This window comes from Dyella sp. 2YAF14 (genome assembly GCF_052114725.1).
Lineage (GTDB): Bacteria > Pseudomonadota > Gammaproteobacteria > Xanthomonadales > Rhodanobacteraceae > Dyella.
The window spans coordinates 162,496-182,406 of record NZ_JBFRFH010000008.1; the positions used below are offsets into that span (position 1 = coordinate 162,496).

Consider the following 19,911-nt stretch of genomic DNA (forward strand, 5'->3'; position numbering starts at 1 on the left):
GGATCGCGCCGATGGAGATCGAGAGCGACATCGACCTGGCCACCCAGCGCGCGCTGCTGGACAAGGTGCAGCGCCACACGGGCATCCATATGGCGGACCGCAAGTGGACCTTGCTGCAGGGGCGCCTGCGCCGCCGCCTGCAGGCGCTGTCGCTCAACCGGTACCGCGACTATCTCGCGGTGCTGGATGCGCAGCCGGACGAAGTGTCTGCCTTCATCAACCTGGTGACCACCAACGAGACCTCGTTCTTCCGCACGCCGCGCATCTGGGATCAGCTCTGGCAGCAGCTGCTGCCGGAGTGGTTCCGCGAGCATCGCGGCGCCACGCTGCAGTTGTGGTCGGCGGCGGCGTCCACTGGTGAGGAGGCGTACTCGATGGCCATGATGTGCGAGGAATTTCGCGAACATCATCCGGCCTTCAAGTACCAGATCCTCGCCACCGACATCGCCAGCCAGGTGCTGGCCGTGGGCAAGGCGGGTTTCTATCAGGGCAAGAGCATCGAAGGCCTCAAGCGCGCCCGGCCCGGCTGGTTGGCCAAGTATTTCCAGCCGAGCAGCGACGGCTATCTCGCGTCGCCCACGCTGCGCTCGCACATCGTGTTCCGCGAGCATCACCTGCATAAACGGCTCGATGGCGCGACCCGCTTCGACATCACCCTGTTGCGCAATGTCCTCATCTATTTCGACGAGGAAGGGCAGTGCAGCGCGCTGGAGAACGTGCGCCGCGCCATGGCGCCCGGCAGCGTGCTGATCATCGGGGAATCGGAATCGCTGACCCGGCTCAATGTGGGATTCGATTTCGAGCAGCCGCTGATCTATCGCCGGCAGGAGCGCATGCATGCCTGAGGGGGAAGATATCCAGGTACGCATGTGCGAGGTGAGGATCGGCCGGGGCAATGACGTGCTGCGCGCGATCCTGGGCTCATGCGTCGGCATCGGCCTGCTTTGGCGTCGTCGCGGCATCTACGGGATGGCGCACTGCCTGTTGCCGGAGTCGCCGCAGGGGCCGGCAGGCGAGGGCGCGAAATACGTCACCGGCGCCGTGCCCACCTTGCTGTCGATGATGGAGCTCGATCGCGTGCGGCAGGATGAAGTGGAAGCCGTGATCGTTGGCGGTGCCTGCATGGTGCAGCACACCGCGGCGCCACGGCACGGGTTGATCGGCGAACAGAACGCGCGCATGGCGCAGCAGCTGATTGGCCAGACCAGGATCAGGCTGGTGCACCTCGACGTAGGTGGCGAGAACGGCCGCCAGCTCGTGATCGATTGCGCGCAACACCACTACGCGGTCAAGACCATCGGCCGCACGACGTGAACCGGAGCAACGTCATGGACTCTTCCATTACCAAGTCGGCCCGGCAGGAAGCCACTGAACTGTTCGGTTCGTTCCATTTGGGCGATACCGAACTCGTACTGCCGGTGACGGCGGTGCAGGAAGTGGTGACTTACCCGGCCGTGGTCACCCAGGTGCCGTTGGCTCCCAGCTACCTGCTCGGGCTGTTCAACCTGCGTGGTCGCCTGATACCCATCGTGCATCTGGGTCAGTTATTGAAGCTGCCCGAGAGCGGCGCGCGCGATGCCTCGAAGATCGCCATCGTGGAGTTTCGCCAGGGCCGCATCGGCCTGCTGTTCGATGCCACCGGCGAGATCCTGCGCGTGACCAGCGAGCAGAAAGTGATCTTCAGCGATGGCGAAGCAGCGTCGCTGATAGGCGGCGCGCTCAAGCTCGACGGCGGCAACCGCATCCTGCAGATACTGAGCGTGGACGCGCTCCATCAACTGCACGATATGCCGGTGCCCAGGGCAGACAGCCTTGCATCCGAACCGGCCCGGCAGCGTGCGGCCATGGGGCAGCGTCGCCAGGGCGTGTCCTTCCGCGTGGGCGACACGCGCCTTGCCCTGCCGATGGGCGCCATCCACGAAATCATCCGCGTGCCGGAGCTGCTCAAGTCAGTGCTGGCCAGCGATTTGTGCATTGGCTTGCTCAATCTGCGTGGCAATACGGTGCCCGTCGTGGATTTCGCCCGTTTCCTTGGCCTGCCAGGCACGGCTGCCGCGACGGCGGCCTGCGGCGACTTCGAGGATCCGCGGCGCATCGTGGTGATCCGCCAGCAGGCGATGGATTTCGGTCTGCTGGTAGATGACGTGGAGAGCATCGTCGGCTATCGCGACGAGGAACTGCTGGCCATTCCATCATTCAATGCAGATCGGCCGCAGCTGTTCACCGGCTGCATCAGTCGCGAGGGCGCGCCCGACATCATCCTGATCGATGAGACCGCTCTGTTGAGTGACGCCACGGTCGCCGACCTCACCCAAGGCCATCGCGAGTTGTACGCCAGCGAATCGGCGGCGGATCGCGGCCAGGGTAAGCGTCGCGGCGGCGCGCGCGAAACCTATGTGACCTTCAAGCTCGACCAGCTCATGGGCATGCGCATCGACCAGCTGCGCGAGGTGATCGATTTTCCGCCGGAGGTGATGCAGCCGCCGGGAGCGCCGGACTATGTGCGCGGCATGCTCAATCTGCGCCGCAAACTGATCACCATCATTGACCTGCGTGCGCTCTACGGCATGAAGGGCTATGCCGATCTGGATGGCGCGAAGGTGCTGGTGGTGGAGAACGATGAAGAAAAATTCGGCCTGATCGTGGATGCGATCGAGAACATCGTGACGATCGACGCGGCGGACAAGATCGGCGTGCCCCGCGTGCTGCGCAACCAGATCGATCAGGATTTGCGCAACGACATGCGCGAAGTGGTGGAACTGCCCGATCGCCGCACCCTGCTGCTGCTCGATGCCGCGCCGCTCAAGCAGCGGTTGAGCAGCCGGATGGTGCATTGAGTTGGCGCGTTTGGATGTCCCTTGATCTACGCATACGGAACAGGGGCTGGCCAGGGATGGCTTCTTCTATCGGGTGATGCATCGCACCACCCAAACCTAACGCCACATCAACGCATGAACTTGCGCGCCTGAAGCGCACCGTTTTGCGAACGGATTCACCCATCGTGCATCGTTGCGAATCACATCATGGCGCCGCCGTGGAAACGTGCGCCAGGGGGCGCGCCTGCTCCACGGCACTACCCCATGGAGAGTTCGCATGAAGAAGACCTTGTTCGCACTGATGCTGGGCGCAGTGATGGCTTCCACCACCGTCGCAGCAGCACCGTTTCAGTACGACGACCACCATGACCAGCACGATCAGGATCGCCACGACGATCACCGCGATCAGGGTCACGACCGGGACCACGACCGCGATCGCGACCACGATCGCCACGACTACGTGATCGTGCACGACCGCGGCAACCACGAAGGCTGGTATCACCGCGGTGGCCGCGTGCCCGAGGAGTACTACCACGACCGTCGCTACTACGTGGACTACCACGCCTACCACCTCGCGCCGCCGCCGCCGGAACACGTGTGGGTGCGCAGCGATACCGGCGATTTCCTGCTGGTTGCCGTGGCCACGGGCGTGATCGCCGACCTGGTCATCAATCACTGATGATCGCGGACCGCATCGCGCGCATCGCGATGCGGTCCGTTGTCGTATGAAGTTGCGAAACAGCATCACGCCAGATGAACGCCGAGTGCGGCAGCGTGATCCAAGCGTCACGGGGTAGGCGCATATTGCGCGCAAGCGCTCGGGCGCTTGGGAAGCGTCACGCATCGGCAGTGGGTCCGTCGATGTCGATGGCGCCGGGACATGCCAGCCACGCCGGGCAGCAGCCCATCAGGCAGGCGACATTCGCAGGAGGGATCGAAGATGAAATCGTATGGTCTGATCGCCGTTTTGTTCGCAGGTCTTTTGGCCGGGCCGGCCGTCTACGCTCAGCAGTCCGCCGCACCCGCCGGTTCCACCGGCCAGTGCAAGGACGGCAGCTACACCAATCACGCCACCAAGAAGGGTGCCTGCTCGGGCCATCAGGGCGTGAAGGAGTGGTACACCGCTGCAGCCACGGCTGCTCCGGCAGCGGCAGCCGCGCCGGCAGCGGCGCCTGCTGCGGCCAGCAACAGCATGGCGCCCAAGAGCACGGCGGCTGCGCCCGCTGCCGCTGCCAAGTCGGCGGGACCGCAGCCGCCGGCCAACGCCGCGCCGGGCGGTGGTCCGGGCATGGTATGGGTCAACGACAGCAGCAAGGTCTATCACTGCCAGGGCGACAAGTGGTACGGCAAGACGAAGTCGGGCGCGTATATGAGCGAGGCCGATGCCAAGGCCAAGGGTTATCACGGGGATCACGGCAAGGCTTGTACGCAGTAATTCTGTGTCGCCTGAAAAGGCCCGCGCGTGCGGGCCTTTTTTTTGTGCCCGGCGTGAGCAGGGTTCAATCCAGTCGCTTGTGGAACAGGCGAATGGCCAGCGTGAGCATGACTGCGATGAACGCCACCAGGGCGACCGCGTCATGCCACAGATCACCCAGGTCAGCGCCGCGCAGCATGATGCCGCGGATCAGGCGCATGAAATGGGTTAGCGGCAAGGCCTCGGAAATCCACTGGGCGGGCAGCGGCATGCCGGCATAAGGGAACATGAAACCCGAGAGCAGGATCGATGGCAGGAACACAAAAAACGTCATCTGCATCGCCTGGAACTGCGAGCGTGCACGCGTCGAGATCAGCAGACCCAGCGACAGATTGGCGAGGATCAGCAGGCCCGACGCCAGGTAGACGTCCCACAGGCTGCCGCGGATCGGCACGCGAAACAGCCACACGCCCAGCAGTAGCACCACGGTGGTCTGCACCAGGCCGATCGCGGCATACGGAAGCACCTTGCCGATCATCAGCTCGGTGCGGCTGACCGGCGTGGTGATCAGCAACTCCATATTGCCGCGCTCGGTTTCGCGCACGATGGCGACGGCGGTGAACAGCACCATGGTCATGGTGAGGATGACGCCGATCAGTCCCGGCACGATGTTGACCGGCGAGCGGCGTTCCGGATTGTAGAAACTCACCACGCTGATCGGCGTTGGCGCAAGCGCGTGGAAATTGTCCGGCTGGTTGAGCGGGTACAGCGCCAGCTGTGCGGCAGCGGACTGGACGACGTTGTCGCTGCCGTCGACCATCACCTGGATGGCCTCGCGACCATCGAGCTTGCGACGCTCGAAGTCTGGCGGCACGGCGATGCCCACGCTGATGCGGCCCTCGCGAAGCAGGTCGACCAGCTGTTGCGGCGACTGCGCGCTGGCCTTGAGCTCGATGACGCCGCTGGCCAGCATGTCTTGTACGGCAGCGCGCGAGCCAGCCGTATGTGCCTGGTCGACGACTGCCGCCGGCAGATTGCGCAGGTTGAGATTGATGGCGTAGCCAAACAGCAGCAATTGCAGGATCGGCATGCCCATGATCATGGCGAGCGTGACGCGATCGCGCCGCATCTGGCGCAACTCCTTCACCATGATGGCCCACAGTCGTCGCAGATTCACGCCGCTCGCTCCTGAGGTCGACCGAGCCTGCGCGTGGCGACCACGAAGACGTCTTCGAGATTGGGTGCCACGGTCTGGATGTCCATGGAGGCATCGGCATCGCCAAGCGCATGGCGCAGGGTTTCCACGGTGACCTTGTCATCGCGCATCAGTACGCGCAGCTCGTTGCCGATCTGGGCCACGCTCAACACCTCGGGCCGGTCATCCAGCGCTGCCTTCGCCTGGCGAGGGGAGTGGGCGCGGATCACAAAGGTCCGGCCGAGCAACGTCTCGGTCAGTTCTTTGGGCGTGCCGTCGGCGACCAGGTTGCCGGTGTCGAGAATCGCCAGGCGATGGCAACGCTCGGCCTCGTCCATGTAGTGCGTGGATACCAGGATGGTGGTGCCGGCATCGGCGAGCTCGAACAGTTTTTCCCAGAAATCGCGTCGCGACTCGGGATCGACCGCGCTGGTGGGCTCGTCCAGGAATAGTAGTTCCGGCTTGTGCACGATGGCACCCGCCAGCGCCAGGCGCTGCTTTTGCCCGCCGCTCATGGTGCCGGCAAGTTGCTGCTGACGATCGTCCAGCCGATAGCGCTGCAACAGCTCGTCCACGCGTGCACGCGTCTCATGGCGCGACAAGCCCTGCACGGTGGCGAGAAATTCCAGGTTCTGGCGCACCGACAAGTCTTCGAACAGGGAGAACTTCTGCGTCATATAGCCAATGCGCCGCTTCAGCGCTTCGGCCTGTTCGGGGATGCGCAAGCCCAGTACGTCGATCTTGCCTTCGCTGGGTGTCAGCAGCCCGCACAGCATGCGTATCGTGGTGGATTTGCCCGAGCCGTTGGGCCCCAGAAATCCATAGACGCAGGCCCGCGGCACGTCCAGGTTGACGCTGTTCACGGCCACCAGCGCGCCGAAGCGCTTGGTCAGTCCCTGCGCGTGAATGGCGTTGTCAGTCATGGCTGGCTTTGCCCGGGAAGGCAACGGCAACGGGGAAGCCCTGGGGAAGATCGCGGGCATCGGTGCCCAGGGCAATCTCCGCCAGATAGCTCAGTCGCGTCGCGTCCTCGCCGCTCAAGGCGTAGTACGGCGTAAAGGTGGGCTCGCTGCGGATCATGCGCACCGTGCCATGGAATTGCTGCTTGCCGTCGTGCAGTTTGACGATCGCCTTGTCGCCGACCTTGATCGACGGACGCAGCGCCGACGGTACGTAGACGCGTGCATAGGGCGTGTCGCTGGCAAGCAGGATGACCAGCGGCGTGCCGGGCTGGGCCTGGTCGCCCAACTTGTAGGGCAGGCTGTCCACGCGTACATCGCGCGGCGCGGTCAGATCGAGCTTGTCCAGATCGACCGCTCGCGAAGCTGCGTTGGCGGTTGCCGCGGTCACGGCGGCGCGTGCCTGGGCGATGTCTTCCACGCGCGATCCGTTGACGAGCTGATCGAGCGCTGCACGATCGGCCGCCACGGCTGCGTCGGCATTGCCGGCCGAGGCTTTGGCGCGGTCAAGATCCGCCGCGGAGATGAATTGCTGTTTGCCCAGGGCGGACAGCCGTTGGTAATAGGCATTGGCGTCGCGGGACTGCGCCTGTGCGCCGGCAAGATTGGCACGCGCCTGGCGAATCTGCTCTTCACGCGGACCGCGTTGAAGTTCGAGCAAAGCCTGCTGCTGTTGTTGCAGGTCGGCGCGAGCGGAGTTGAGTGCGGCCTGCGTACGCGTGGTTTCCAGCTGCATGATGCGCGTGCCGGCGGGAACGTACTGGCCTTCGCGTACGTCGATTTTCACGATGTGCTCGGCCGCCGGCGCGGGTAGCGTGATGCGGTCGAATTCCACGGTGCCCAGCGTCTGCGGGGGCGAGTCTTGGCAGCCGGCCAGCAGCAGCGAGGCGACCAGCGTGGCGACCAAACGATGATGGATGTTCATGGCGGGACTCCCATGCCATGTTCGAGCAGGGCAAGCGCGTGGCGGACCAGCACGTCCGTGCCCAGGTCGGCCTGGAACATCTGCCGCCAGATCGGGGCGCTGGCCGCCGGGAACAACGTCAGGCCGATCAGCGATACGACCATCAGGCGTGGATCAAGCGAGGCATGGATCTGTCCGCGCTGCTGCGCCTGTGCAAAACGGCGGGCCAGCATCTGTGGCAGCTCGGGCCCGATGCGCGAAAGCAGGAGCTCCCGCAGGGCGCCGCCTTCGCACAGGACTTCGCGGACCCATAGCGAGGGAAACCATGGGAAGGCGTCGACCAGTCCCAGCACGCCCTGCACGAATTGCCTGGCCATGGCGTGCACGTCATCGCCTGCAGTGCTCACCACTTCGCGCAGGCTCATGACGGCGGGTAGCAGGCGTTCCTCGAACACGGCGTTCTGCAGGGCCGGTTTGCTGCCGAAGTAGTAATTGAGCATGGCGGGGGTCACGCCGGCTTCCTTGGCGATGTTGCGCAAGGAGGTCGCTGCGATGCCGTCCCGTACGAAGCAGGCGAGGGCCGCCTCGATCAAGCTGGCGCGCAAGTCGGGGCTGTCCGTGGTGGGGCGGCCAGGGGTGCGGCGGGCGGCCGACTGCGGAGGGCGTGGTTTGGTCGTCATGCCCATTAATTAATCATAGCTTTAATTAATTTTCAAGTGGCTGGAAGGTATAGGTATTTACCAATAAGAAAGGCCGGCATGAGCCGGCCTTTCGGGGTGGATTGAACGGCCGGTCAGCCGTTGGGCACCACCGGCAGACTGATGGAGCTGGCCGTCCCCGGGGAGTGCCATACGCGCTGCGTGGCCTTCCGGTAATCGGCCGGCTTCGCGTCGAAGATATTGGGCACGAAGGTCTGCGGATTGCGGTCGTACAACGGGAACAGGCTCGACTGCACCTGCACCATGATGCGGTGGCCGGGCTGGAACACGTGGTTGGTGGTGGGCAGGCCAAACGCGTAAAGCAGCGGTTGGTTGGGCGTCAGCGCTTGCGGATGTTCGAAGCTGGTGCGATAGCGGCCGCGGAAAATATCCAGCGACACGGCCAGCTCATAGCCGCCCATCTCGGGGTTGGACGGCACCGTATCCGGATAGACGTCGATCAGCTTCACCACCCAGTCGCTGTCGGTGCCGCTGGTGGAGGCATACAGATTCACCTGCGGCGCGCCACCGATATGCAGGGGCGCAGTGAGCGGTTCACTCACGTAGGTCAGCACGTCCGGACGTCCATCCACGAAACGCTGGTCGTTGACCAGCCAGCGCGTCCACGCATCGTGATCGGCGAAATGCACGGGGCGCGGCTGGTAAGGCACGGGCTTGGCCGGGTCGGAGGTGTACTCGTCGTATTTCGCGGCGTCGGATGCGGGTGCGGTAAACGAGAGCGAGCCGTTGCTGCCCAGATACAGCGACTTCGGTTTGTTGCTGCAACCCTTGTCACAGCTGAGCGGCCACGACTTATAGCGGTCCCAATGGTTTTCGCCGGTGTTGTAGATCAGCACCGGCGGCGTGTTTGCCTTCGGCGCGCCGGCGACCAGGTATTGATCGAAGAAGGGCTTGAGCACATCGCGGCGGAACTGCAATGCCGTGTCGCCATCCCACTGCAGCGGGCCCAGCGAACGCCCGTCGTAGTTCACCTGGCTGTGCCGCCATGGTCCCATCACCAGGAAGTTCTTGTCGTTGCCCTTGTCCTTGCCTTCGGTGGCGGCGTAGCTGTGGATCGCGCCCCACATGTCTTCCTGGTCCCACAATCCCTGCAGCCACATGGTGGGCACGGCCGCCGGCTGCCCGGCCATGATCTTGTCCAGCGCCTGGCCTTGCCAGAAGGCATCGTACGCGGGGTGTTCGTCGAGCTTGCGCCAGAACGGCAACTGCTCCAGGCCGTTTGCGCGCGCGTAATCGCCGGCGGAACCGGCGCTGAGGAAATTGCTGTAGTCGTCGTAGCCCACGCGCGGGATGCCGCCTTTCTTGCCGTCCTTCTTGCTGGTCTGGCCGTAGATGTAGTCGAAGTTGGTCTGGCGGTAGGCGCCGTAGTGGAACCAGTCGTCGCCCATCCAGCCGTCGACCATCGGGCTTTCCGGCGCGGCCACCTTGAGCGCCGGATGCGGATGGATCAGCGCCATCACCACGGTGAAGCCTTCATAGGAGGAGCCGAGCATGCCGACGCGGCCGTTCGATTCGGGCAGATTCTTCACCAGCCAGTCGATGGTGTCGTAGGCATCGGTGGAATGATCCACGTCGCTGGCGTTGAGCGGCCCGCGCAACGGACGCGTCATCACATAGTCGCCTTCGGAGCCGTACTTGCCGCGCACATCCTGGAACACGCGGATGTAGCCGCTGTGCACGAACACCTCGTCACCTTGCGGCAGGGTGGCATCCATATGCGGGGAGGTGAAGCGCTCGGCGCGGCCGCTCGCGTCGTACGGCGTGCGCGTCAACAGGATCGGCGCGTTGTGCGCGCTCTTTGGTATCACGATCACCGTATGCAGCTTCACGCCGTCGCGCATCGGTATCATCACCTCGCGTTTCACGTAGTCGTAGCCGGCGGCGTCGGCCGCGTAGGCCTTGGAGGTGATATCCGGCGTGAGCGGCGCCGTCTGCGCATGGACAAAGGAGACGCCGACAGTGGCGAGAGCAACGGCGAGCAGGGTACGGCGGATACGCATGAATCCTCCAGGCGAGCGGCTAGCGATAGCCGTTCGGGCGAGTGAGTGGATGGAGCCCCGGTACGACTGTAAGCGAGTGGCCCCCAAGCTCCCACCATGACTTCCTGCCTATACGATGCCCAGTGCGCAAGAATGGGAACGCTGCCGCCGAAGGCGCCGACCACACTGGGCCCACTCCCAGAGGAAGCCCAGTCATGAAAACCCATACGCGTCAGGACTATCTGCAACGCATCGATCGCGTGGTCGCCCTGCTCCAGTCGGCGGTGGCCCAGGGCGAAGCGCTGCCGGAGTTGGCGCAACTGGCGGCCGCTGCCCATCTTTCGCCGTTCCATTTTCATCGGATCTACCGCGCGCTCGCTGGCGAAACGATCGGCCAGACGGTTGCGCGCCTGCGCTGGCTGCGCGCCTTGCAGCTGTTGTCCGAGCCCGCCGAGCGTGTCACCGAGACGGCGCTGGCGGTGGGATACGAAACACCGCAGGCGTTTGCACGCGCGTTCCGGCAGGCCTTCGATGCCACGCCGAGCGAACTGCGCGGGCAGCAGGGACGACTGCACGAAGCGATGCAGCGCCTTCGTCGTCCCGCCAGGCAAGATGCGGCCGAGCAGGCCTTCGAGGTCGAAGTCGTCTCGGTCGAGCCTTTTCGCGTCGTGGCAACGCGCTATGAGGGCGCGCATCGCGAACTGGATCAGGCCTATGGACGTCTATTCGCCTGGGCCGCCGAGCGTGCGTTGTTGGAGCGCCTGACCGGCATCTACGGGATTGCCCACGATGGCGGCCCTGACGCGCGGCCCGACCACGGCGCCTTCGATTGTGCACTGGCCTTCGAGGGAAACGAGGTGCCAGGCGACTCGGAAACCAAGCCGCTGCAACTGGGCGGCGGCCTGTGGGCGCGCTGGCGCCACGTGGGCTCCTACGATGCACTGGGCGGGTTGACCGATCGCCTGATCGGCCACTGGTTGCCCGATAGCGGCTACGTTCTGCGCGATGAACATCCGTTCCGGCATTTCCTCGATGACCCCGAGGAAGTGCCGGAAGCCTCCTTGCGTGCGGACGTCTATTTGCCGGTCGCGCGCTGCTGAGCCGATGCGCGGATCATCCGGCCGTCTCGGCCCAGGGATCGTAGCTGCCGAACCACCACAGGTGACCTTCCAGGTCGCGGCAGCTATAACCGGCGCCGCCGTATTCCTTCTCGGCGTACTCGTCGATGATGATGGCGCCGGCGGCTTTGGCCTGTTCGTAGTGCGCCTTGCAATCCTTGACGATCACGCAAGGGCACTGCGTCTCGCGTCCATCGACCTGGTCAGGCTGCACCATGCGTCGACCGAACTCGTTGTCGTTGACCGAGCCGAGCATCAACATGCCGCTGCCGTAGGTGAGCTGCGCGTGGGCCACGCCGCCCTGGTCATCGTCGTAGACCGCTTGTTGGTGGAAGCCAAATGCCTTGCACAGCCAGTCGATGGCGGCGTGCGCATCGCGATAGCGCAGACAGGGAATGATGGTGCTGCCGGTAGCGTGTGGCGTGCTCATGGGCGTGCTCCGTGACAGGGATGGGCCGAGCGTACCCTGTTGTGCGGCCATGTCTTGTCGATTTTCCGAGTGCCGCTCAGGCGCTGCGGTCGCTCTCTACCGCGCGGGGCCAGCTACGGCGCACGCCTTCCAGCTTCTCGTCCAGCCGGGCGCGGTTGCGGCCAGCCAACTTGGCCCGGTACATGGCCAGATCCGAGCGCTCCACCAGGGTGTCGACCGTGTCTTCGTGCGTGCGCATGGCAATGCCGATGCTCACGCTGAGCACCAGGCCAGTCTGGTTCACCGGTATCTCCAGGCGATAGACGCGGCGGCATAGCCGCGTGGCCACCTGCATGGCCTGGTTCTGTTCGATGCCAAACAGCATGGCTACGAACTCTTCGCCGCCGTAGCGACCCAGCAGGTCGTGCGGGCGCAGTTCGTTGCGCAAGGCCTCGGCCACCGCGACCAGGGCGCGGTCGCCAGCCGCATGGCCCTGGCGGTCGTTGAGCATCTTGAAGTGATCGAGATCGAGGAAGAGCAGGGCGATCGGTTGCGTCCCGCAATTGCCCAGCACCTTTTGCACGCTCTCCGTCCAGGCACGCCGGTTGAGCACATTGGTAAGCGCGTCGTTGTCGGCCAGCTCCTGCACCACATGGCGGTCACGCCGCATCATCAGGGCGCGATCAGCGAGTCCCAGCGAAAGCACGATGGCTTCAAATGCTCCCGCGGCGAGGCAGGCATCGCCCAGCCAGGTGACATCCGGCAGCATGCCGGTCATTTGCGAGCTGTACAGCGCGGTGAGCGCGAGCAGAGGGGTCCAGCCGACCAGGAAGAACCAGGCTGGGCGAGAGCCCTGCACGGCGGCAACCACGGCGGCACTGAGCAGCAACAGCGTGCCGATCACCAGCAAGGGCGTCACCAGTACCTGGGCGGTCTGCTGCAGTACCGCGACCTGGCTGTTGTCGAGCAACACCAGCAGCGGCATGCCCACGGCCAGCGCCACGGTCGGCGTCTGCAGGATGGCTGCATAGCGTGGCAATTCGCAGAAGCGTGAGACGAACATGGCCGCAAAGGCGAGCGACAAGGCCATCGCCGACGAAGCGATCATCGGCGCCACGCCGCCCAGCCAGGTCAGCTCCAGCGGATGGAACAGATAGCCCGTCTGCACGCCCTGGATCAGGGCGTAGCAGAGCACGTAACCGGCATACCAGGCGAACGTGCTATCGCGCAGCATCAGTGCGAGGCACAGCGCCATCAGCGACATGGCCACCATGACGGCGAAGCAGGCGCTGGCGAAGGCCAGCCATTGCGCATCGGTCAGCAGATATTCGTTCCACGGCTGCAGATGAAAACCGGCGACGGCATGGTTGACCGTACCCGGCTCGATCTTCATCAGGATGGGCGAAGAAGCCGGCGTGTCGGCGCTGATGCGGTAGGCCAGGCGGCCGTTGCCGTGGGCGGTGGCCATAAAGTCGTCGAGCGACATCCTCAGCGACGAGCCGTCGGCATTGAACAGCGTCACCGGCGCCAGCGGCGGGGGATAGACGGAAAGCACCCGCTCTTCGTTCACGAGTGGGGGTTGTGGCTGCAGCACCACCCAGGTGCCCAGCCCGCGACGGGAGAACCGCTGCAGCAGATTGGGATCGAAACCGACCAACTCGCCCCGATGATAGGCATCCAACACCGACTGCGGGGTATCGCCAGGCATGACTTCTCGCGCCGCACCGGTGAGGGCCGTGGCGGCATGCGCCGAGCAGGCGAACAACAGCAGGGCGAGGATGCCCAGCATCCGCCCGTAGCGACGCGTCGCGATGGTCGCGAGTGGCCCAACCATGTACCGGTCCCCCTTCTTCGCACCGCTCCGCTGTGGGAGTCGTACGCAGCTTTATGGCCGATCCGGTCAATCCTGTGAGCAGAAACCCGCGTTACCGGTGGCGCGGGCAGGGCATCATCCGTGCGTGTTGCCAAGGCCGCCATGGCTGGCGGCGCCTTGTTGGAACCAATAACGCCAAGACTCGATGGGCGGTATGGAAGGCTATAAGGCCATCATGCCACAAGGCCAGAGCAGCCGTGTGACGGAGGTTTATCACGAGGGGTTCACTGCCTGCAATGCCATGCTCTATGCCTTTCGGCGACTTCCAATTCCACTCTCTGGGAGCTAGGCAATGAGCAACGAGAAGATCCGTGTGGCCGTTCTGGTGGGCAGCCTGCGCAAGGATTCCTTCAACCGGAAGCTGGCCCGCGCCGTGGAGGCGCTGGCTCCGCCGGAGCTGAGCTTCGAACACATCCGCATCGACAACCTGCCGCTGTACAACCAGGATTTCGATACCGACTACCCTGCCGAAGGCAAACGCCTCAAGCAGGAGATAGGCGCCGCCGATGCACTGCTGTTCGTGACTGCGGAATACAATCGCTCGATCCCTGGTGTGCTCAAAAACGCCATCGACATCGCATCGCGTCCTTGGGGCACCAATTCATTCGCGGGCAAGCCGGCGGCCGTGATCGGCGTCTCCGTGGGCGCCCAGGGCGGCGCGATGGCGCAGCAGCATCTGCGCAACGTACTGGCCTATCTCGACGTGCCCACGCTCGCTCAGCCCGAGGTGTTCATCCACGCCAAGGACGGTCTTTTCGCCGAGGACGGCTCGATCGCCAACGAGGGCACGCAGAAATTCCTGCAGGGCTTCATGGATCGCTATGTCGCCTGGGTGAAACGCCACCGCCAGGATGGCGTCCGAGCCCGGTGAGCCGGAACGTGCTGCGCTGCCTCTGCCAGAACACGGGCGGCGCAACCGGCCCGGGCGCATCACATATCGGCACTGACACCTGAGCCGCAAATCTTTTCCAGCAGCTGCGTCTGTACGTTGCGCACCGTCTGGCTCGCACCTGGCCGACTGCGCGCATAGCGGCCATCGGCATGCAGCAGCCAGGTACTGGAGTTGTCGGAAAGATAAAGTTCCAGCTCCTTCTTCAGGCGGCTCTGCAGCTTCTTTCCTTCCACCGGAAAACCGGTTTCCACGCGGCGATCCAGGTTGCGTTCCATCAGATCGGCGCTGGCCAGATAGAACTTCTCTTCGCCGCCATTGAGGAACCAGTACACGCGGCTGTGCTCCAGAAAGCGGCCCACGATGGAACGCACGCGGATATTGTGCGAGATGCCCGGCACACCCGGACGCAGGCAGCACATGCCGCGCACGATCAGGTCGATCTTCACGCCGGCGATGCTGGCCTTGTAGAGCGCGCGAATCATCTTGGCATCGGTGACCGCATTGACCTTGATGATGATCTGCGCCGGCTTGCCGGCCGCCGCATGCGCGGTCTCGCGCGCGATCAATTCCAGCAGCGTCTTCTTCAGCGTGAACGGTGCGTGCAACAGCTTTTTCATCTGCAGCAGCTTGCCCATGCCGGTGAGCTGGCTGAAAAGCTTGTGCACGTCTTCGCACAGCGCCTGGTCGGAGGTGAGCAGGCTGTAGTCGGTGTAAAGGCGCGCGTTGCCGGTGTGATAGTTGCCGGTACCCAGGTGCGCATAACGCACCAGTTCCTCGCCTTCGCGACGCTGGATCAGCATCAGCTTGGCATGCGTCTTCACGCCGACCACGCCGTAGATCACCATGGCGCCGGCCTGTTGCAGGCGCGAGGCCAGGGTGAGATTGGACTCCTCGTCAAAGCGCGCGCGCAGCTCGATGACGACGGTCACTTCCTTGCCCGAACGCGCTGCGTCCACCAGCGCGTCGACGATTTCGGAATTCGCGCCGCTGCGATACAGCGTCTGCTTGATCGCCAGCACGGTCGGGTCTTTCGCGGCCTGGTGCAGCAGATCGACCACCGGCGCAAACGACTCGTATGGATGCAGCAGCAACACATCCTGCCGGCCAATCACCTGGAACAGGTCCTCGGCCTTTTTCAAAGCCTTGGGAATGGACGGCGTGAACGGCGGGTATTGCAGTTCCGGGCGCAGCGTCTTGGTGATCAATCCGAACAGGCGCGCCAGGTTCACCGGACCGTTCACCTCGTACATCTCGGCGGCGGTCAGGCCGAACTGGCGCAGCAGGTAGTCGGTCAGTTCGGTGGGGCAGTTGTCCGCCACTTCGAGTCGCACGGCATCGCCAAAGCGGCGCGAATACAGCTCGCCGCGCAACGCGCGGGCAAGGTCTTCGACGTCTTCCGGGTCGAGGGTGAGGTCGGCATTGCGGGTCAGGCGGAACTGGTAACAACCGCGAACCGACATGCCCGGGAACAGTTCCTCGGTATGCGCATGAATGATCGAGGACAGCAGCACGAAGTTCTCGCCGCCCTCGCATACCTCGTCGGGCAGGCGAATCAGTCGCGGCAGTACGCGCGGCGCCGGCACGATGGCCAGGCCCGAATCGCGGCCGAACGCATCGGTGCCTTCCAGCTGCACGATGAAGTTGAGGCTCTTGTTCACCAGCAACGGAAACGGGTGGGTGGGATCGAGTCCGATCGGCGTCACCAGCGGGGCGACTTCGTGGCGGAAGTAACGACGCACCCACAGTTTCTGTTTGTGCGACCACTCGTTGCGGCGAACGATGCGGATACCGTTGCGCGCCAGCTCCGGCAGGATGTTGTCGTTGAGGATCGCGTACTGCCGTTCGATCTGCTTGTGCGTGATCTCGCTGATCTCGGCCAACGCCTTGCGTGGCGCCACGCCGTCGGATCCGACGATTTCGTGATCGAAGGCGATCTGGCTCTTCAGGCCCGCCACGCGGATCTCGAAGAACTCGTCCAGGTTGCTGGAGAAGATCAACAGGAACTTCAGCCGCTCGAGGATCGGCTTGCTTTCGTCCAGCGCCTGCTCCAGCACGCGGATGTTGAATTGCAGTTGCGACAGTTCGCGATTTATATACAGGGTGGGATCGTTCAAGTCCGGCGCAGCGCTCGCGGCAGGCGCCTGGACGGGTGCGGCGGGCACCTGTTCGGTGATGGCGGCGTCGCGCTCTGCGCTGGTTCGGACGACATCGGTACTCATCGGTTCACCGTTCGATGGGCGGGCGCGAGACTGGCTGCGCTATCCGCGAATGGAAAGCATGGTAAGCCGTCAATTGCGACCGGGCCATGGCAGGAAAGCGCAGACGTGTGCGCTGTCATAAGACCGACATATTGCCCATCGCATCTGACGAACCTGTGACAGTGCATAGTCGGATGTTATGGAGCCGTGATTGCCGCCGATAATCATTTGTGGGAGCGCACCCTGTGCGCGACGGGCGTGCCTCTCCGTAGCGTCGTCGCAGCACGCCTGTCGCGCACAGGGTGCGCTCCCACACAGATATCGCCAGCGCAACGGTTTATCCCAAGGGCGTCGCCAGATACCGGCTCGGCGCCATCCCCAACACACGCCGGAACGCCGCCGTAAACGCACTGGGATTGCCATAGCCCAGATCGACCGCCACCTGCGTGATCGCCTCGCCATTGCTCAGTCGCGTCAAGGCCGACAACAGGCATGCCTGCTGACGCCAGGCGGTGAAGCTCATGCCGGTTTCTTCGCGGAAAGTGCGCGTGAAATGACGCCGACTCATGCCGGCACGGTGTGCCATGTCGTCGATCTTCACTTCCTGCGAAGGCTGTTCCAGCAGATGGCGGCAGAGCGCGGCGAGACGCTTTTCGCGCGGCAGCGGCGTACTGAGCGGCAGCACCGGCATGCGGCGGATCTCATCGAGCAGCAACGCCATCACGCGTCCGTCGCGGCCGTCCAGATCGTATTCGGCCGGCAAATCCACTGCCTCCATCAGCAATTCGTGGAGCAGGGGAGAGACGCTGATGACCTGGCAACGTGGTGAGAGGCCGGCATGCTCGACAGCTTCGGGCGTGACGTAGGCGCTGCGCGTGGACACCGGTCCGGCCATCAACACCTCGTGCGAGACGCCGGGCGGTATCCACAGCGCGCGCCGCGGCGGCACCACCCAGCTGCCTTCACTGGTGATGGTGGTGATCACCCCGGTGGAGGCGTACAGCAGCTGGCCGCGACGGTGCGAATGCGGGGGCAGTACATAGTGCGGGGGATAGTCGTTACCGGTCGCGATGACGTCGCGGGGCGTCTGGTCATAGGCTTCGGCACGGGCGTTACGCATGAGCTTGGCCCATTTTCGACAGAAATTGACCCGGTTGCGTGTGCGGGCCGGACTCGCTCACTTTAAGGTGACGTTCCCGGCGGCGCAACCGCGTCGCCTTGCCGCACACGTTCCCTCACGAGCCCCCATGCAAACCCGCGTCGAAGACATGCCGTTGGCCGCCGTGCCGCCCGCCAGCCAAGCCACCGAACACGCTACCGAGTTCAGGATCCTCGGCGCGATCAGCTTCTCGCACCTGCTCAACGACATGATCCAGTCGCTGATCCTGGCGATCTATCCGATCCTCAAGAGCGGCTTCAATCTCAGCTTTGCGCAGATCGGCCTGATCACGCTGACCTATCAGATCACGGCCTCGCTGCTGCAGCCGGCGGTGGGTCTGGTCACTGACAAGAAGCCGATGCCGTATTCCTTGCCGGTGGGCATGGGTTTCACTTTGTGCGGCTTGTTGCTGCTCGCCACCGCGCCCAACTTCACCGTGTTGCTGATCGCCGCGGCCCTGGTGGGTACCGGCTCTTCAGTGTTCCATCCCGAATCCTCGCGCGTGGCGCGCATGGCCTCGGGCGGTCGCCACGGCTTGGCACAGTCGCTGTTCCAGGTCGGCGGCAACGCCGGTGCATCACTGGGGCCGTTGCTGGCGGCGTGGATCATCGTTCCGCATGGCCGGGGCAGCGTGGCGTGGTTCTCGCTCGCCGCGCTGCTCGCCATCGTGGTGCTGCTGCAGGTGAGCCGGTGGTATCGCGATCACTACGCCGAGCGCGGCAAGGCCAAAGCCAGGCGCGAGTCGCATCTCGTGCTGACCAAGTCGCAGGTGGCGTGGTCGCTGCTGATCCTCGGACTGCTGATCTTCTCCAAGTACTTCTATCTGGCGAGCCTGAGCAGTTACTACACGTTCTACCTGATGCACCGCTTCGGCGTGTCCGTGCAGAGTGCGCAGACACACCTGTTCGTGTTCCTGTTCGCCGTGGCGGCCGGTTCCTTGATCGGTGGCCCGGTGGGCGATCGCATCGGCCGCAAATGGGTGATCTGGGCATCGATCCTCGGCGTCGCACCCTTCACCCTGCTGCTGCCACATGCCAGCCTGTTCTGGACGGGCGTGCTCACGGTGATCATCGGCTTGATCCTCGCCTCGGCCTTCTCCGCCATCCTGGTCTACGCGCAGGAACTGATTCCTGGCCGCGTGGGGATGGTGTCCGGGCTGTTCTTCGGTTTCGCCTTCGGCATGGGCGGCATCGGCGCCGCGGTGTTGGGACATATCGCCGATGCGCGTGGCATCGAATACGTCTACGGCTTGTGCGCGTATCTGCCACTGATCGGCATCATCACGGCGTTCTTGCCGAATCTGGAACGCAAGACAGCGTAAGCGCGCGCGACGCCACACCTGTGGGAGCGCACCCTGTGCGCGACGGGTCGGCGGTGCACAAACGCTGGCGTTCCGTGGTCGCGCACAAGTGCGCTCCTACAAGGACGCGGTGCGCTGAAGGTAGCGCTCTGTAGGTTTGTCGGGCACAGGGTGCCCTCCCACAGGGGAGGGGCCGGGTCTGCCGTCAAACGACGACCGGCTCCAGCTGCACACCATTGCGGTGTTCCTGCTTAATTTGGAGCGCAAGACGGCGTAATCGAGCGCGACGCCCACACCTGTGGGAGCGCACCCTGTGCGCGACGGGTCGGCGGTGCACAAACGCTGGCGTTCCGTGGTCGCGCACAAGTGCGCTCCTGCAAGAGGCGGTGCATTGAAGGTAGCGCTCTGTAGGTTTGTCGGGCACAGGGTGCCCTCCCACAGGGGAGGGGCCGGGTCTGCCGTCAAACGACGACCGGCTCCAGCTGCACACCATTGCGGTGTTCCTGCTTAATTTTGGAGCGCAAGACGGCGTAATCGTGCGCGACGCCTCACCTGTGGGAGCGCACCCTGTGCGCGACGGGTCGGCGGTGCGCAAACGCTTGCGTTCCGTGGTCGCGCACAAGTGCGCTCCTACAAGGACGCGGTGCGCTGAAGGTTTCGCTCTGTAGGTTTGTCGGGCACAGGGTGCCCTCCCACAGGGGAGGGGCCGGGTTTGCCGTCAAACGACGACCGGCTCCAGCTGCACACCATTGCGGTGTTCCTGCTTAATTTTGGAGCGCAAGACGGCGTAATCGTGCGCGACGCCCACACCTGTGGGAGCGCACCCTGTGCGCGACGGGTCGGCGGTGCGCAAACGCTTGCGTTCCGTGGTCGCGCACAAGTGCGCTCCTACAAGGACGCGGTGCGCTGGAGGTTGCGCTCTGTAGGTTTGTCGGGCACAGGGTGCCCTCCCACAGGGGAGGGGCCGGGTCTGCCG

Annotated in this window: 17 protein-coding genes; 8 read left to right on the forward strand and 9 right to left on the reverse strand. The window is 64.3% G+C overall.

What is annotated here, in order from left to right; genetic code table 11:
* The first annotated feature begins 11 nt into the window (after positions 1–11).
* From AB4Y82_RS13500 to AB4Y82_RS13520, 5 genes are all read left to right on the forward strand, one after another.
* Positions 12–845, forward strand: a complete 834-nt coding sequence (locus AB4Y82_RS13500) for a CheR family methyltransferase (protein ID WP_441603687.1) — start codon at positions 12–14, stop codon at positions 843–845.
* The gene (locus AB4Y82_RS13505) at positions 838–1,314 is read left to right on the forward strand and encodes a chemotaxis protein CheD (protein WP_441603688.1); all 477 of its coding nucleotides are present in this window, start codon (positions 838–840) and stop codon (positions 1,312–1,314) included. Before AB4Y82_RS13500 ends, AB4Y82_RS13505 begins: the two co-directional genes overlap by 8 nt.
* A gap of 14 nt (positions 1,315–1,328) precedes the next feature.
* Positions 1,329–2,837 (forward strand): chemotaxis protein CheW, encoded by a 1,509-nt coding sequence (locus AB4Y82_RS13510; RefSeq protein ID WP_441603689.1) that lies wholly within the window; start codon positions 1,329–1,331, stop codon positions 2,835–2,837.
* A 256-nt stretch (positions 2,838–3,093) separates the two neighbouring features.
* A complete protein-coding gene (locus tag AB4Y82_RS13515) occupies positions 3,094–3,495 on the forward strand; it encodes an RcnB family protein (protein WP_441603690.1) in 402 nt (133 codons plus the stop codon).
* Positions 3,496–3,756: 261 nt separating this feature from the next.
* The gene (locus tag AB4Y82_RS13520) at positions 3,757–4,251 is read left to right on the forward strand and encodes a DUF3761 domain-containing protein (protein ID WP_441603691.1); all 495 of its coding nucleotides are present in this window, start codon (positions 3,757–3,759) and stop codon (positions 4,249–4,251) included.
* A gap of 64 nt (positions 4,252–4,315) precedes the next feature.
* Here the strand turns inward: AB4Y82_RS13520 and AB4Y82_RS13525 are convergent, their stop codons facing one another.
* The 5 genes from AB4Y82_RS13525 to AB4Y82_RS13545 all read right to left on the reverse strand — a co-directional run bounded on the left by AB4Y82_RS13525 (position 4,316) and on the right by AB4Y82_RS13545 (position 10,007).
* On the reverse strand, positions 4,316–5,407 hold the full coding sequence (locus tag AB4Y82_RS13525) for an ABC transporter permease (protein ID WP_441603692.1): 1,092 nt from the start codon (positions 5,405–5,407) through the stop codon (positions 4,316–4,318).
* Positions 5,404–6,333, reverse strand: coding sequence for an ABC transporter ATP-binding protein (locus tag AB4Y82_RS13530; RefSeq protein WP_441603776.1), 930 nt, complete (start codon positions 6,331–6,333; stop codon positions 5,404–5,406). Before AB4Y82_RS13530 ends, AB4Y82_RS13525 begins: the two co-directional genes overlap by 4 nt.
* Positions 6,334–6,340: 7 nt before the next feature.
* Positions 6,341–7,309, reverse strand: coding sequence for an HlyD family secretion protein (locus AB4Y82_RS13535; RefSeq protein WP_441603693.1), 969 nt, complete (start codon positions 7,307–7,309; stop codon positions 6,341–6,343).
* The gene (locus AB4Y82_RS13540) at positions 7,306–7,968 is read right to left on the reverse strand and encodes a TetR/AcrR family transcriptional regulator (RefSeq protein ID WP_441603694.1); all 663 of its coding nucleotides are present in this window, start codon (positions 7,966–7,968) and stop codon (positions 7,306–7,308) included. Before AB4Y82_RS13540 ends, AB4Y82_RS13535 begins: the two co-directional genes overlap by 4 nt.
* 113 nt (positions 7,969–8,081) lie before the next feature.
* Positions 8,082–10,007, reverse strand: a complete 1,926-nt coding sequence (locus tag AB4Y82_RS13545; protein ID WP_441611398.1) for a CocE/NonD family hydrolase — start codon at positions 10,005–10,007, stop codon at positions 8,082–8,084.
* 194 nt (positions 10,008–10,201) lie between these two features.
* Here AB4Y82_RS13545 and AB4Y82_RS13550 point away from each other — a divergent pair, with 194 nt between their 5' ends.
* On the forward strand, positions 10,202–11,086 hold the full coding sequence (locus AB4Y82_RS13550) for an AraC family transcriptional regulator (protein WP_441603696.1): 885 nt from the start codon (positions 10,202–10,204) through the stop codon (positions 11,084–11,086).
* A 13-nt stretch (positions 11,087–11,099) separates the two neighbouring features.
* On the opposite strand, the gene AB4Y82_RS13555 is transcribed toward AB4Y82_RS13550, so the two are convergent.
* Both AB4Y82_RS13555 and AB4Y82_RS13560 read right to left on the reverse strand, forming a co-directional pair.
* On the reverse strand, positions 11,100–11,534 hold the full coding sequence (locus tag AB4Y82_RS13555; protein ID WP_441603697.1) for a VOC family protein: 435 nt from the start codon (positions 11,532–11,534) through the stop codon (positions 11,100–11,102).
* A 76-nt stretch (positions 11,535–11,610) separates the two neighbouring features.
* Positions 11,611–13,347, reverse strand: a complete 1,737-nt coding sequence (locus AB4Y82_RS13560) for a diguanylate cyclase (RefSeq protein ID WP_441603698.1) — start codon at positions 13,345–13,347, stop codon at positions 11,611–11,613.
* Between the two features lie 331 nt (positions 13,348–13,678).
* On the opposite strand from AB4Y82_RS13560, the gene AB4Y82_RS13565 reads away from it, so the two are divergent.
* Complete coding sequence (locus AB4Y82_RS13565; RefSeq protein ID WP_441603699.1) at positions 13,679–14,257, forward strand: NADPH-dependent FMN reductase; 579 nt, start codon at positions 13,679–13,681, stop codon at positions 14,255–14,257.
* A gap of 59 nt (positions 14,258–14,316) precedes the next feature.
* On the opposite strand, the gene ppk1 is transcribed toward AB4Y82_RS13565, so the two are convergent.
* Both ppk1 and AB4Y82_RS13575 read right to left on the reverse strand, forming a co-directional pair.
* A complete protein-coding gene (ppk1, locus tag AB4Y82_RS13570) occupies positions 14,317–16,497 on the reverse strand; it encodes a polyphosphate kinase 1 (protein ID WP_441603700.1) in 2,181 nt (726 codons plus the stop codon).
* A 316-nt stretch (positions 16,498–16,813) separates the two neighbouring features.
* A complete protein-coding gene (locus AB4Y82_RS13575) occupies positions 16,814–17,596 on the reverse strand; it encodes an AraC family transcriptional regulator (RefSeq protein WP_441603701.1) in 783 nt (260 codons plus the stop codon).
* A gap of 127 nt (positions 17,597–17,723) precedes the next feature.
* Here AB4Y82_RS13575 and AB4Y82_RS13580 point away from each other — a divergent pair, with 127 nt between their 5' ends.
* Positions 17,724–18,956: an MFS transporter gene (locus AB4Y82_RS13580; protein ID WP_441611400.1), complete on the forward strand. Its 1,233-nt coding sequence runs from the start codon at positions 17,724–17,726 to the stop codon at positions 18,954–18,956.
* Positions 18,957–19,911: the final 955 nt, after the last annotated feature.

Excerpts from the sequence above, each read along its gene's own strand:
- AB4Y82_RS13540 (WP_441603694.1), bottom strand. The coding sequence starts at position 7,968 with ATGACGACCAAACCACGCCCTCCGCAGTCGGCCGCCCGCCGCACCCCT.
- AB4Y82_RS13545 (WP_441611398.1), bottom strand. The coding sequence starts at position 10,007 with ATGCGTATCCGCCGTACCCTGCTCGCCGTTGCTCTCGCCACTGTCGGC.
- AB4Y82_RS13565 (WP_441603699.1), top strand. The coding sequence starts at position 13,679 with ATGAGCAACGAGAAGATCCGTGTGGCCGTTCTGGTGGGCAGCCTGCGC.
- AB4Y82_RS13550 (WP_441603696.1), top strand. The coding sequence starts at position 10,202 with ATGAAAACCCATACGCGTCAGGACTATCTGCAACGCATCGATCGCGTG.
- AB4Y82_RS13515 (WP_441603690.1), top strand. The coding sequence starts at position 3,094 with ATGAAGAAGACCTTGTTCGCACTGATGCTGGGCGCAGTGATGGCTTCC.
- AB4Y82_RS13505 (WP_441603688.1), top strand. The coding sequence starts at position 838 with ATGCCTGAGGGGGAAGATATCCAGGTACGCATGTGCGAGGTGAGGATC.
- AB4Y82_RS13500 (WP_441603687.1), top strand. The coding sequence starts at position 12 with ATGGAGATCGAGAGCGACATCGACCTGGCCACCCAGCGCGCGCTGCTG.
- AB4Y82_RS13510 (WP_441603689.1), top strand. The coding sequence starts at position 1,329 with ATGGACTCTTCCATTACCAAGTCGGCCCGGCAGGAAGCCACTGAACTG.
- AB4Y82_RS13535 (WP_441603693.1), bottom strand. The coding sequence starts at position 7,309 with ATGAACATCCATCATCGTTTGGTCGCCACGCTGGTCGCCTCGCTGCTG.
- ppk1 (WP_441603700.1), bottom strand. The coding sequence starts at position 16,497 with ATGAGTACCGATGTCGTCCGAACCAGCGCAGAGCGCGACGCCGCCATC.
- AB4Y82_RS13575 (WP_441603701.1), bottom strand. The coding sequence starts at position 17,596 with ATGCGTAACGCCCGTGCCGAAGCCTATGACCAGACGCCCCGCGACGTC.
- AB4Y82_RS13580 (WP_441611400.1), top strand. The coding sequence starts at position 17,724 with ATGCAAACCCGCGTCGAAGACATGCCGTTGGCCGCCGTGCCGCCCGCC.
- AB4Y82_RS13555 (WP_441603697.1), bottom strand. The coding sequence starts at position 11,534 with ATGAGCACGCCACACGCTACCGGCAGCACCATCATTCCCTGTCTGCGC.
- AB4Y82_RS13520 (WP_441603691.1), top strand. The coding sequence starts at position 3,757 with ATGAAATCGTATGGTCTGATCGCCGTTTTGTTCGCAGGTCTTTTGGCC.
- AB4Y82_RS13560 (WP_441603698.1), bottom strand. The coding sequence starts at position 13,347 with ATGGTTGGGCCACTCGCGACCATCGCGACGCGTCGCTACGGGCGGATG.